Annotated in this window: 8 protein-coding genes and 2 pseudogenes; 5 read left to right on the top strand and 5 right to left on the bottom strand. The window is 67.0% G+C overall.

Annotated features, from left to right (window positions below; genetic code table 11):
• Nucleotides 1-473 precede the first annotated feature (473 nt).
• On the bottom strand, nucleotides 474-2,870 hold the full coding sequence (locus tag ABZ904_RS35415; protein ID WP_361004400.1) for an alkaline phosphatase family protein: 2,397 nt from the start codon (nucleotides 2,868-2,870) through the stop codon (nucleotides 474-476).
• Nucleotides 2,871-4,730: 1,860 nt separating this feature from the next.
• Between ABZ904_RS35415 and ABZ904_RS35420 the strand changes: the two genes are divergently transcribed.
• The 3 genes and pseudogenes from ABZ904_RS35420 (at nucleotide 4,731) to ABZ904_RS35430 (ending at nucleotide 7,017) form a co-directional block, all read left to right on the top strand.
• Nucleotides 4,731-5,186 carry a hypothetical protein gene (locus ABZ904_RS35420; protein ID WP_361005575.1) on the top strand — a complete coding sequence of 152 codons (456 nt, stop codon included), beginning with the start codon at nucleotides 4,731-4,733 and terminating at the stop codon, nucleotides 5,184-5,186.
• A 155-nt stretch (nucleotides 5,187-5,341) separates the two neighbouring features.
• A pseudogene (locus tag ABZ904_RS35425) lies at nucleotides 5,342-6,525 on the top strand (IS3 family transposase).
• 210 nt (nucleotides 6,526-6,735) lie between these two features.
• The gene (locus ABZ904_RS35430; RefSeq protein WP_361005578.1) at nucleotides 6,736-7,017 is read left to right on the top strand and encodes a hypothetical protein; all 282 of its coding nucleotides are present in this window, start codon (nucleotides 6,736-6,738) and stop codon (nucleotides 7,015-7,017) included.
• Between the two features lie 82 nt (nucleotides 7,018-7,099).
• Here the strand turns inward: ABZ904_RS35430 and ABZ904_RS35435 are convergent, their stop codons facing one another.
• Both ABZ904_RS35435 and ABZ904_RS35440 read right to left on the bottom strand, forming a co-directional pair.
• On the bottom strand, nucleotides 7,100-7,318 hold the full coding sequence (locus ABZ904_RS35435; protein ID WP_361005581.1) for a hypothetical protein: 219 nt from the start codon (nucleotides 7,316-7,318) through the stop codon (nucleotides 7,100-7,102).
• 188 nt (nucleotides 7,319-7,506) lie between these two features.
• A complete protein-coding gene (locus ABZ904_RS35440; RefSeq protein ID WP_361828083.1) occupies nucleotides 7,507-7,854 on the bottom strand; it encodes a hypothetical protein in 348 nt (115 codons plus the stop codon).
• Nucleotides 7,855-8,245: 391 nt separating this feature from the next.
• On the opposite strand from ABZ904_RS35440, the gene ABZ904_RS35445 reads away from it, so the two are divergent.
• Nucleotides 8,246-8,725: a MarR family winged helix-turn-helix transcriptional regulator gene (locus ABZ904_RS35445; RefSeq protein WP_361005587.1), complete on the top strand. Its 480-nt coding sequence runs from the start codon at nucleotides 8,246-8,248 to the stop codon at nucleotides 8,723-8,725.
• Nucleotides 8,726-9,001: 276 nt separating this feature from the next.
• On the opposite strand, the pseudogene ABZ904_RS35450 reads toward ABZ904_RS35445, so the two are convergent.
• Nucleotides 9,002-9,244: pseudogene (locus ABZ904_RS35450) on the bottom strand (transposase); the annotation flags it as partial.
• Nucleotides 9,245-9,574: 330 nt separating this feature from the next.
• Between ABZ904_RS35450 and ABZ904_RS35455 the strand changes: the two are divergent.
• Nucleotides 9,575-10,432: a Ku protein gene (locus tag ABZ904_RS35455; RefSeq protein WP_361005590.1), complete on the top strand. Its 858-nt coding sequence runs from the start codon at nucleotides 9,575-9,577 to the stop codon at nucleotides 10,430-10,432.
• A 12-nt stretch (nucleotides 10,433-10,444) separates the two neighbouring features.
• On the opposite strand, the gene ABZ904_RS35460 is transcribed toward ABZ904_RS35455, so the two are convergent.
• Nucleotides 10,445-12,076 carry an IS200/IS605 family accessory protein TnpB-related protein gene (locus ABZ904_RS35460; RefSeq protein ID WP_361828087.1) on the bottom strand — a complete coding sequence of 544 codons (1,632 nt, stop codon included), beginning with the start codon at nucleotides 12,074-12,076 and terminating at the stop codon, nucleotides 10,445-10,447.
• Nucleotides 12,077-12,257: the final 181 nt, after the last annotated feature.

Genomic DNA, 12,257 nt, shown 5'->3' on the forward strand with positions numbered 1-12,257 from the left:
CCGTCGACCTGGCGCTGCCGCCCGCGTGACCCAAGCCCGCACCACGCTGCGGCGTGTGCGCCGCACTCGCCACACAGCGGAACGAGGCCGCGGCGGGCGGGGACTACTCGAAGGTCTCGGACTGCACGTCGAAATCCGCGAACACAAGGACCACCGCCCAAGACGGCGACGGTGAGCAGCACCGGAAGACAGCCGGTGCCGTAACAAGGCACACGCCGCGTCACAGGAGAAACAAGGTCGTTGCGCAGGCCCCAGTTCCCGACCACAGGCCCGACCACGAGGGCCACAACCCCGACCACAAGCCTCACCACAGCAGGTCACAGCGCTACGCAACCGGCAAACAGGCCAAGCAATGAAGCTGCGCACATGCGCAGCCGGATAGCGCTTGCGCAGACTTCCCTACCGCACCCCAGACCCCGCATGCGCAACAGGACACGCGCCAAGGCCCACCTGAGCACAGCCCAGGACAGTGGTCAGGCGGGTGCGCTGCCCAGGGTCAGCATGAGGCCGCTGAGGAAGGCGCCGTAGTCGTCGGCGCGGTCTGGTGCCCGGAACTGGCGTGGGGCCGTTCGCGTGATCGCTGATGGTGGGCTGGGCACGGCGGTTGGGGGTCGGATCCGGCCCTCGCGGGGTCTGCCCAGTGAGAGGGCGCCGCGCAGATCTGCGGCTGCGTCCACGCGAGGGCCCATCGACGGCGGGTGCGGCGAGCAGAAACGGCGCAGGATCGTGGCGGCGATGGAGGCGTGCTCGAAGGTGTCCTTCAGGACGCTGCGGGCCGGGGTCCAGGGGGAGACGACGAAGGCTGGGACGCGCGGCCCGAGCCGGCCCGAGCCTTGGCCGGTGAGGGACGTGGACACGATGGGCGGTTCGACGTGGTCGTAGAAGCCGCCGTGCTCGTCGTAGACGACCAGCAGCATCGTGTTGCGCCAGCCTGTCGGGTTGGCCTCCGGGTCGAAAAGGATCTTGACGATTCCGTTGATGAACCTCTGCCCGTCCATCAGGTCTGACGGTGGCGCGTCATCGTTGTCCTGCTGGGCGGCGTGGGTGCCTGCCGGCAGGTCCCCGAACGCCGGGTCGATGAACGTCACGCTGGGCAGTCCGCCGGAGCCGCCGAGCGGGGCTTGCCCGGCAACGGTCGCCTCGAACCCGTTGATCGGGTCGAGGAACCCTCGGACGTTGGTCATGTCGAAGGTGTACTTGGTGAAGGCTCGCATCAGGCTCACCCTGTTCTCGAAGTACACCCACGACACGCCACGCTCGGTCAGGTGGTCGAAGAGCGTGGGGGTCTCAGAGGGGGTGAAGGTGCGGAAGTCGGGGGTGTCGACTTCAGGCTGACCGTACTCATCCCGGTTGAGGTCGCCGGTGAGCGTGATGAACCGGTTCGGGATCGTCGGCCCGGGGTGCGAGCAGAACCAGTGGTCGCACACCGTGAACTGGTCGGCGAGGTGGGCATACGTCGTCAGCTCCGCGCCGTAGTAGCCCATCACCTGTAGCAGCGTCTCGGGGTCGTCGGAGACGATCCTCGCGTAGTCGCTGACGAAGTGACCGTGCCCGTCGGCGAGCTGGCCCTTCACGTTTTCGTGGCTGTGGTGGGGGCTGTCGAGGATCTGGGTGTTGGTCAGGTGGGTGGGGTAGTAGTAGCGCCCGTTGAAGTAGTTGAACTGGGTCGGGACCGCCACGTCCGCGGGCTCCAGACCCTCGATGTCGCTGCGGCCGCCCTCGCGGCTGAGGTAGCCGAGCATGTGGTCGAAGGATCGGTTCTCCATCATCACGACCACGATGTGGTCCACCTTCGCGAGGTCGCCGGGCTCCGTCGTCGGCCGGTGTCCGGACGGAGGGTGCGGCAGCCCGCCGGCGTCCGGTACCGGTGGTGGCCTCCAGGCGACGTCTCCTGCTCCCCGTGGCGCGTACGGGACGTCCTCAGTCGCCGCGTCCGCGCGGCCCTTGGGCAGGAACCGGGTGTCGAGCAACAGCGGCGGGTTGGAGCTGGTGAAAACGGGTCCCCCGGTGGTGTTGGAAGGTCCGCTGTCATCGTCGAGCGGAAGCCCGACGTAGGTGATGACAATGTCGCCGAGACCCCAAGGATCGGGCTGGCTGCTGGTCGGGGCGAAGGTCAGGTCACGGATCTCGTAGTCCGCGCCGAGGAACCACGGCGCCAGTGCAGCGCCCACTTTGTAGCCGATCTCGTCGAGCTGCTGGACGATGAAGGCATGGAGGTCATCCGCTTGGGACCCGAGCCCCGGGTACTGGCGAATCAGGTCCAGCAGGGTGCAGTCGAACGTCGACAAGAACGTCAGCCGATTGAACGACCACGGGAAGAAGCGGACCGTGATGTCGAACGGAGCGACGTCGAAGTCCACGTTCCAGAAGCTGACCTTCATCGGCTCTCCGTGGATCCTCCGTCTGACGTGAACGGTGACCTGGAAGAACGCAAGGGTGCCGGACGCGAAGGCGAAGGGGCTGGGCATTGACCCGCACGACAGGTGTAGCTCGCTGATGTCGAAGTTGCTGAAGCTCACGTGCTTGTCGGATAGATTCCAGGTGTAGGCCTCTTGCAGCTTGTAGTACGTCGCGACCTGCTGGTCGATCTGGAGCGTGAAGTTTGACCCCTCGAGGGTGGCGAAGAGGTAGTCACGACCGTTCCAGTTCTCGTTGAACCCGTTCTGGAGGTAGGTCAGGGGGATGCGGCGGGTGAGCATGGGCAGCATCGACGGGTACTGGACCGTTATCACATAGCGGGCCGGGCTCATCGTCGCGTGCGGGTCGAGAGTGACCCGCAGCTCCCAGGTGTCATCACCCTCGGAGGGCGTCTGCACCAGGACGGTGTTGCGGTCGGATCCGACCACTTGACCGCCGTGGAGGAGCTCCATGGTGAGCTCACTCGCCAGCTGCGGCGGCAAGGAGCCGCCATCACCCGGGCTGGCCAACGTCGCTTGGAGCGGAGGGAGGCCAAGGGAACCTCCCCCAGGCGCCGGCCGGTGCATCGAGGGCAAGGAACCACCGAGGTTGCCGCCGGGCAAACCAGCGCCACCAGATCCCGTCGGGGGAAAAGGAGTCCCCCTACTCGGGGGCCCCACGAGGGTGATGTTCTGCGCCCGCACGACGAACTCCCCGGGGGACATCCGCGGCAATCGGTAGGTCCGCTCTTCTCCGGCCGAAATGTCGATGCCGGTCCCGTTCTCGCGATACGCCCTGCTGACCACAACCCGACCCCGTCTCCCGGCCCGGTGCCAAAGCTCTCGCCCTTGCTTCGACTACATTCGCGGGCCAGCGGAGCATGGCGATTTCACGGTAGACCTAGCACTCACTTGACAGGGCTGCCGTCCACGGCCCCCGCGGGACCCGGCGAGAAGTTGCCCGAAGATCTGCTCACGACAGCGAGCATTTTCCGGTAGACACCAACTGATGGTCGAAGGTGCGCCTCACGTCGCGTCGGTCCGGCGGGTTCCAATACAATCTCCAGCTGAACTCGCTCCACTGGAACTCGCCCCCGCTAGATTCGCAACACGCCGTGTACTTCGCCGTGAACCAGCGCACTCGCTCACGAAGAATTGCGAACTCATACAAGAACAGGTTGACCGTCTTCGTCTCCTTGCAGAGCCACGGCCCGTGCCAGGTCCAGCACAAATGCCAGGACGTCACCTCGACGGTCTCGACCTCACCGCACGCCCCCATCGCAGCCCCCCTTCAAGTCACATGATCAAAAGCCAACCTCGGCTTCATCAGGCTGGGACGGTCTTGTCGGCGGCGGGGCTGTCGCCGCACGCTACCGCCTGCTGGCAGCCACGTTCCGCCGATGCCGGTGGTCCCGGGCCATCGACGCCCGTCTTTGCTCCCCCGGAAGTATGCAGCCACGCCGCGGGCTGGCACCATACGAGTTTCTTCGTATATCGATACGTCGATACGGCATGCTAGACGGTGCCCTTGCCGATAACCTCATCCGCCCTCGTGAGAGCAGGCGTGCGGTAATCTCCGTAATGTCGGGTGCGGGGGCTGAGTCGGCACCTTGACGGGGATGGCGATCACCCCGGCATCATGATCGGTCGTGCTGCTGCGACTGGCTTATCTCGGTGTGACGAACGCGTTCGCGATGCTCCGCCTGCTGCCGGTGAGCGACCGAGATAAAGACACGGAGATCCTCGCCCGGCGCCACCAGATCACAGTGCTGGAACGCCAACTCGGCAACAACAGACCACGGTTTACTTCAAGCGACAGGGCGTTCCTGGCGTCACTTCTGCACCGTCTACCCCCGAATGCTCTGCGCAGGCTCCGAATTGGAGTTCCTGAAGAACAACCCTGCCGAGCATGTCTGGTTCGTCACCAACAACACCGCTGACTTCGGCGACGGATGATCTACCCGTATCCGATGGACGATGACGTCCGCGGACGGAAGGGACGCCTCAACCTACGCGGGTGCGCCGCTCGTCTGGCAGAAAGACGTAGCGGAGCGGCTGGTGTCCTGTCTCAACGAAGTTGGTCGTCCTCGCGCCGCTGACCTTCCTGGACGGGATTGGTGTCCGTTCTCAACGGAGCTTGTTGAGTCTCACTGTGATACCAGCATCGCTGGCAGGTTCTCGGCCGACAGCGCAGATCACCATCGGACTTATCCTGTTTGCGTTACTTCGTGTCTCATCCGAACTGGCATTTCTCACTGGAGTCGACAGCGAGTGCCGGACATCGCCGATGTCCTCTTCTGCCAATGTGAGTGCGAGTGGTGTTCAGGATGCGGTATGGAGATCGGGACCGTTGGCGTCTTGAGAGTGGTGGTGTGCGTGGGGAACCTCTTGGCGGGCCTTGTGGGGGCGCTCATCGGGTTGGCTGGTGTGGTACTTGGCGCGGGGGTTACCGGCCGCAATGAAGACCGGCGTTGGCTGCGGGAACAGAAGCTGAAGAGCGCAGCGGACTTCATCACCGCCGGTCTGCATCTCTATGAGTCCCAGCTCGAAGGCAGTGACCAGCGCCACCTTACGAGGGCAGACCGTGTGGCCTGGCAGGGCAAGCTACAGACCGGCAGGTCAGTCGTGCATCTGTTGTGTCGCGTCGAGACGCGCGAATCCGCCGATGAGTTCGCCCGGCTGGTATGGCGAGCAGAAGGCACCGACAACGTGACGGACCAAGCAGATGTTGTGGAAGTTCTCCGGACTTTCAACCTGCGTCTTCGGCAAGAGATTCGCTCCGATCGGTAAGCAATGGACCAACGGAAGCCAGCGGGCGTCTGCGTCGCCCTGAATTGGCCGAGAACCGCGTAGGGCACGTACCACTCGCGGAAACTGACTGAGGATGATCCTTTGGAGTGGACACCCTGACAATGGATCTTGATGGTCCAGGAAGGGATGTCCAGGTGGGACGCAAGTCTCCGTATCCGCAGGAGTTCAGGAAGGACGCCGTCGCGCTGTACCGCGCCGCGGGCGGGAAGCGGACGTACGCGGCGGTAGCCGCAGATCTCGGCATCACCGCGGAGTCGCTTCGGACCTGGGTGCGCAAGGACGAGGCCCAGTCCGCGCCCGAGGACCGCGATGGCAGGGGGAACGCGGCGGAGGAGCTGGCCCGGCTGCTCAAGGCCGAGCAGGAGTGGCAGCTGGAACGCGAGATCCTACGCCGGGCAGCGGCCTATTTCGCCCGAGAGGTGAAGTGAGCCCCTGCCGCTGGGACTTCATCTCCGACAACCGCGCCGACTTCGGCGTGCAGCGGATCTGCCGGGTGCTTGGGGTGTCCCGCGCCGGCTACTACCGGCATCTGGCCACCGAGCAGGCCCGCGCCGAGCGGCGGGCCGAGGAGAAGCGGACCGTGAGCGAGATCCGCGCCATCCATGCCGAACACCAGGGGGCGTATGGGGCTCCGCGCGTCCATGCTGAGCTGCGTGCGAGAGGACGGAGGATCAACCGCAAGCGCGTCACCCGGCGGATGCGGATCAACCACATCGTCGGCCGGCACCTACGCAAGAAGAAGAGAACAACAATCGCGGACAGGACCGCGCCGCCCGCGCCGGACCTGGTCATGCGCGACTTCACCGCGGACACGCTGAATACCAGGTGGTGCGGCGACATCACTTACATAGCCGTCGGCTCGACGTGGCTCTATCTCGCCACGGTGATCGACATCTGCTCCAGGAAGGTGGTGGGCTGGTCGATCGCCGACCACATGCGCACCTCGCTGGTCACCGACGCGATCGAGATGGCCGTGGCCGCCCGCAGCGGCCGGGTTCGCGGCGTCATTTTCCACACGGACAGGGGCGCCCAATACAGCGCGGCCGCCTTCGCCGAGGTCTGCCGCCGACACGGCATCCGCCGCAGCATGGGCCGGGTCGGCTCAAGCTATGCCCTCGCCGAGTCGTTCTTCCAGGGTCTCAAGCGCGAGTTGCTCCACGGAAGGCGCTGAACCTCGAAGGCACAGACTCGACTGGAACTGCTCCGCTGGCTGTCGTACTACAACCGGCGCCGTCGGCATTCCGCGCTCGGCTACCTCACACCAGCCGAGTTCGAACAGCAACTGACCACATCACATACGCTGTCACTCGTCGCATGAAACCCGGTGTCCACTCCCGGGGATCAGCCTCAAGGACCGGTTCCCCCAGCTGCGGGCTCTGGCCGACGTGCCTCCCGCCCAGCCCCCGGCCCGGCGACGGCGTACCCACCCCGGCCCGGCGGCCGCGTGAGACTTCCCGACCTGCACGCCGCCTGCTGGCGGACGTCCTGGCCATCGGCTCCCCGTACCCGCTGGTGATCATCGGCGGGTATGCCGTCCAGGCCCTGGTGGTGGCGTGAGGTCCGTGCGGTAGGGCGCCGCTGGTGGCTCCGGCTCGATGTGCTGGCCCGGGTGAGGAGCGGACTGGATTCCGCGTTCGGTAGCCGGCTCATCGCCACTGCCCTGTCGCTCCAAGCACTGACCAATGCCTGGATCACCGCGGGCACCAGCCTCGAAGCCATTGCCGAGTCCTCTGAGGGCGTGGTCGACGAGCAACTCCGCGTTCTGACTACGGTCATGTTGGCGCAGCGATCGGCGTCGCGCAGGTGCTGAAGTCCCGCGCGGAGGGGGAACGCCTGAGCGGCGCGGCTGCGCCCGGCCAAGGCCGGCTGAACTCCGAGGATGCCCGTGGTGTTCAGTCCTGGGCGGCGGTGTCGCCGGGGGCGGGGGTGCCGGGCGGGCGGCGGTGGGTGCCCATGCCGGGGGCGCCGACGGAGGCGAGGCGTTCGTTGGCGGGTCGGCCGCGGTGTCGTCCGGTGCCGGCGGTGGGGGTGGGGGTTGGCAGGCGCCGCATGGCCACGAGGGCGTTGGTGAGCAGGCTGCTGTTCTTCGTGGTCGGGATGGTGTTGAGCATGGTGTTCTCCGGGTCTTTCGGTGTGCCGGTGGCGCGACGGGAGGCAGTGGGGTGGGGGCCGGCCGGTGCCGGGCTGTGTGAGGACGGCGCGGCTGGGCACCGGCGTGGCTCCCTGCCCTGTCGGCCGGGACGTCGTCCGGACGGCGCAGCGTCGTGGTCCGGCGGGGTGTGCCGGATCCGGTCGCGCCTCAGCGGACGGGTCCGTGGCCGTGGGACAGCCAGACGGTCACCCAGTGGCCGTGGCTCCAGTACTGCACGCGTTGGTGGCTGTAGTGGTGACGGGTGATCTCGTCGTTCCAGCGGTGGTGCCCGTAGTCGTAGTGGCGACGGGTGATCTCGTCGTTCCAGCGCCGGTCGTCGTTCCCGGCGCGGTCGGCGGTCCTGTCCCATGCCGTGCTGCTGACGGTCACGGTCTGCCGGTCCTGGCCGGTGGGCCAGGGAGCGGCGGAGGCGGAACCCGTGGCTCCGAGCAGGGCGGTGCCGGCGAGCGCCACCGAGGCAGTGGAGGTTGCGATGATGCGCGTCCACTTGTTCATGTCGGGTCTCTCCTTGCCGTGCCCCGGTGTGGGGGGCGTCGGACGACGGTCCGGCCGGTGGGCCGGTCTGCGTCGTGCGGGGGCGATTCGCGCGGGGCCGCCCGGGGCGGGCGCCTGGTTCGCAGGCGCTGGTTCCGAGGGGCCGGCGGCGCTGTGAACCGCTGGTGAATGGAACCTAACAGATGATTGATGTCGCTCAATCGTTTATGAAGTGTGACCATCGCCTCGCGTAAGGAAACCGGGGAAGTGGAATAACCCGGCACAAACGCCCGCCAAGGCTGCGGGCGGGTCCCGCACGCGGTCGCGGTCGCGGCGCGGGTCGCCGAAGAATCGTTGAAAGTCGTGGATTAACCATCGATCACGATGGTTGGCATCGCGCTACCATGGAGCCATGACAGGGAACGAGATCGCGGTTGAGGATGCTGCCGGCGGCGACCCGCTGGAGCGGCTCGGTTTCCTGCTGGCCCGGCACGGCGCCATCGCCAACAGCCGCGTCCAGCGCGCCTTCGCCTCCTGCGGCCTCGCGCCGCGGGCCGCAGCCACGCTGATGCTGCTCGGCAGGTGCGGATCCATGGGGCAGCAGGGCCTCGTCGCGGCGCTCGAGGTGGATCCCAGCATCATGGTCGCGATCCTCAACGACCTGGAGTCCGCCCAGCTCGTCGAGCGCCGCCGCAACCCCTCCGACCGGCGCCGGCACATCGTCGCCATCACCGACCGGGGCCGCGGCGTCCTGGCCGAGACCCAGACCGCGGTGGACGAGGTCGAACGCGGACTCTTCGGCGACCTGTCCCCGGAGGAGATGACCGCACTCCGCGCACTCCTGGCCCGGGTACGCACCTCACCGGGCGACGCAGTCTGCGCCGAGCAATGACCCCGGCGCCCGGCCCGGCGTCTGGCGGCATGCCCGAACGGGAACAGCACCCCCGGTGGCCGGAGGTGCTGGAGGTTGGGTCGGCGGGCCGGATACTCAGCCGAAGATCACGCCGTTGTTGACAGTGCCGCTGTACGCGCCGCGGTGTCGTCGTCGCCCGGCTCCCCGTGACGGGTCGGGCCGCCGGGGTGGAAGTCACTTGACCCGGCCCTGAAGGAGCGGGCTTGGAGGTAGCGCCCAACTGGCTGCTGGGTGGGCTCCTCCGTCCAGACACCCTTACGAGGTGGCAGGGGCGTGTGACTCACACCCCGCAGTCCACGCGTCTTCGCCCCTGCGGGCGAGGACGCGGGAAGCGTTCCGGTCGGCGTGCGCAACGACGCCACACGACCGGCATGCGAACTTGGCTTGGGAGACGCGGTTGAGCCGGTCCACGTGCCCGCACTGCGCGCACTCCTTGGAGGAATAGGCGGGATCCACGAACACGAGCGGGACTCCGGCACGTCGAGCCTTGTAGCGGATACAGCGCCACGACGTCCCTGGCGGCCTGATCCACGAGTACCGCAACACGGCTTGACGAAGATCGACATCAGCTGGCGAACAAACAGGTCAGCACGTATGCGGGACTTTTGGAACCCCACTGGCATCCCGAGGTGTCACGCTGCTTGATCGAAGTACACCAGCCACCCCCGAGCGCAGCTTCCACACCCGATGTTGCACCCTCCGGATCAGCTCACCAAGCTCCTTGACGGCCAAAGTGTCTCAGCCGAAGCATGCAGACAGGCCAAGCGGAACACCCAATGCGGCCTGCTCGACATGCGATCATTGGCGGGCATAGGTGCGATGGGAGCCATGCCGCAGACCATCATCAAGCTGGCCATCACCTGGGGCCTGTTGTCCATCCCGGTGACCGTGCACGCGGCCACCAAGGAACACGAGGTCCCGCTGCACCAGGTGCACACGCGGTGTGGCGGTGGCCGGGTACGCCTGCGCCGCTATTGCGAACACGAGGACGTCGAAATCCCGTTTGAGGAAGTGGCGCCCGGTTACGAGGCCCCGGACGGCCGGGTCGTCATACTGAGCGACGACGATCTCGCCGACCTTCCGCTTCCTACCGCCAGACGCATCGAGATCTTGGCGTTCGTCGACGCAGACCAGATCGACCCGCTCGCACTGGACACGGCGTACTACCTCGGTACCGGCACCGTTGGCGCGCGCCCGTATGTCCTGCTGCGCGACGCCATGAGGAAGTCCGGGCGAGTGGCCATCGCACGGACAGCGCTGCGTACCCGGGAATCGCTCGTCGTACTCTGGGCTCGGGACGAGGTAATCGCGATGCAGACCATGCTGTGGCCCGACCAACTGCGCCCTGCTCAGGAGATCACCGTCCCGAAGACCCCACCGGCCCGCCGCCAGGAACTGCAGATGGCGTACAGCCTGATGGACGCCATGGGCTCCGGCTTCGACCTGGCGGAGCAGCACGACGACTACAGCCGCGCCCTGCAGCGGGTCGTCGCTGCCAGGCTTCAGGGCATGGAGCCGCCGCACGCACCGGAGTCCCGGGGCGTCGAGGGAGCCATGGTGGACTTGATGGCGGTGCTGCAACAGAGCGTGGACGCAGCACAGACACGCCGTGCGAAGCCGACCGGAAGGAAGACGGCGAAGAAGACCGCGGCAAAGAAGGCACACCGGCGTCGTTCCGCCGGCTGACCACAACCGTTCTTAATCAGTGAGCAGGAGTGAGTCTTGTACCCAATCCTGGTCAACTGGCGCATCCCGAACGGTGGTGGATGCACTGGTCTCCCGCGTTCGCGCCGCGTCCGGCGACACGGATCGTGTCCGTGGTCCGGGGATGCGGGGGCGAGTTTCCTCACGCCCTGGGGTGCCGTGTCCGGCCTGGGCGGTCCGATGCCCCACACGATCACTCTGGTCGTGTGGGGGCGGTGCCGTCCGTCGCCGGATGCGGTGCCCCAGGGCGCGCCTGCCGATCGCGATGCTCGCGGCATCGTGACGGGTGGTTTTCCCGGTCGTGCCGGTGAGGGGCTTTTGCCAGTGCTGGGCGCCCCACCTGCTGGTGTAGGCCGGGTCGACGGCGATGATGGTGATGCCGAGTTCGGCCGCCATGCTGACGAGCCGGGCCCGCAGCTTGGATACCGGCATGCCGGAGATCACCTGCCGGAACCGCTTCTGGCGCCCGTGTTTCTCCCGGGTCTTCTCCGTGCTGAAGTCGAGGTCTTCGACCGCGATCGACAGGCCGTGGCGTTCGGCCCAGTGCAGCAGCCGGATCAGTGCATGCCGTACCTGGGCGTCACGATGCATCGCGGTGCCGGACAGGTCGTATAAGAAGCGGCGCGGTTCGCCGCATGGGTTGCCGTGCTGATCGAGGCGCCAGGCGGCGAGGTGGTCGGCGTCCGTGTCGACACCGATCAGGCCGCCTGTGCGGGCGTGGGACAGGGGGACGGTTTTGACCGGTGGGATGGTCCAGGAGGCGGTGAGGTACCAGCGGGAGCGGTCTGTGTCGTAGTGGATGCGGTAGGCCACGGCCCGGTTCGTGGTGATGCGGTCGGCCCACTCCTCGCCCCGGTGGTGGAAGAGGGCAGCGCCAGTGAACGTGTACCGGCCATGCGGGGCGTTGGCCAGGTGGGCAAGCGGCGCAGGCAGCTTCAGCGACACCTCGCCGTCCGGGGTGACGCGGATCGTCTCGTTCCCGTACCGCTTGCCCGATTCCCCGTCCGCCTGCATAAACCAGCGCGATGCTTCCCAGCGTTGCCGCCACTGGGCCTGCGTGAGCTGGGCGGCGTGCAGGTGGTGCCGGTTGCGCGCGAGCCGCTTCCCGCCGCGCACGATGCGGACGCGGCCGACGGCGTGGTCGGCCTGCTCGGCACTGAGCCGGTCTTGAAGGACCTGCAGGCGCCGGGTCTTGGCGAACCACTCTTGTGCGCTGCGGTAGCCGCCCGGCGCCCGCCTGTTTCCTTTCTCGCCGATCGGGAGGGACAGGCGGTGCGCGATCGTCCGCACGCCCGCCTGAAGGCTTTCGATGTGCGCGACTTGGGCACGCCGCGCAAGCGCCCACTGATCATGCGTGGCCTTGGTAATACTCCCGGCCCAACGCGACGAAGACTCCCCCGTCAAGGCCCGCTTACGCTCCGCCCACCTCTCCGCGGAGTGCTCCAGACCGTCGGCACACCGGCGTTTGAGGTCTCTAGCGGCCAGCGAACCCAGATGCGCGCCCACCAGGCGCAACACCTCCTCGTCGCCGGCCCCCAGGTGCTTTAGGCGGGTGCGGATCGCCACGCCCGACGGGCCAACGGCCACGAAGGGAGCAGCGATCGTGCGCAACGACTCATCACGCATCGATGTACTCCCTCCATCACGCTTGATCGGCAACAGGAAGAACGGTACGGGCGGGCACTGACATTTAGCGTTGACGGTGGCTTCCAGGGATCCTCGGGGGCTGCGTAGGGTGCGTCGGGTCCGGTTCTTCCGGCACGGCTGGATCACTGACCGAAGCGTCTGCCTGCAGGCGACTTCTCCA

Origin of the sequence: Streptomyces sp. NPDC046900 (assembly GCF_040644975.1) — a bacterium.
Classification (GTDB): domain Bacteria; phylum Actinomycetota; class Actinomycetes; order Streptomycetales; family Streptomycetaceae; genus Streptomyces.

What these genes read in the sequence shown, in the direction of transcription:
- ABZ904_RS35415 (WP_361004400.1), bottom strand. Translation starts at nt 2,870, where the DNA reads ATGGAGCTCCTCCACGGCGGTCAAGTGGTCGGATCCGACCGCAACACC.
- ABZ904_RS35420 (WP_361005575.1), top strand. Translation starts at nt 4,731, where the DNA reads ATGGAGATCGGGACCGTTGGCGTCTTGAGAGTGGTGGTGTGCGTGGGG.
- ABZ904_RS35430 (WP_361005578.1), top strand. Translation starts at nt 6,736, where the DNA reads ATGCCGTCCAGGCCCTGGTGGTGGCGTGAGGTCCGTGCGGTAGGGCGC.
- ABZ904_RS35435 (WP_361005581.1), bottom strand. Translation starts at nt 7,318, where the DNA reads ATGCTCAACACCATCCCGACCACGAAGAACAGCAGCCTGCTCACCAAC.
- ABZ904_RS35440 (WP_361828083.1), bottom strand. Translation starts at nt 7,854, where the DNA reads ATGAACAAGTGGACGCGCATCATCGCAACCTCCACTGCCTCGGTGGCG.
- ABZ904_RS35445 (WP_361005587.1), top strand. Translation starts at nt 8,246, where the DNA reads ATGACAGGGAACGAGATCGCGGTTGAGGATGCTGCCGGCGGCGACCCG.
- ABZ904_RS35455 (WP_361005590.1), top strand. Translation starts at nt 9,575, where the DNA reads ATGCCGCAGACCATCATCAAGCTGGCCATCACCTGGGGCCTGTTGTCC.
- ABZ904_RS35460 (WP_361828087.1), bottom strand. Translation starts at nt 12,076, where the DNA reads ATGCGTGATGAGTCGTTGCGCACGATCGCTGCTCCCTTCGTGGCCGTT.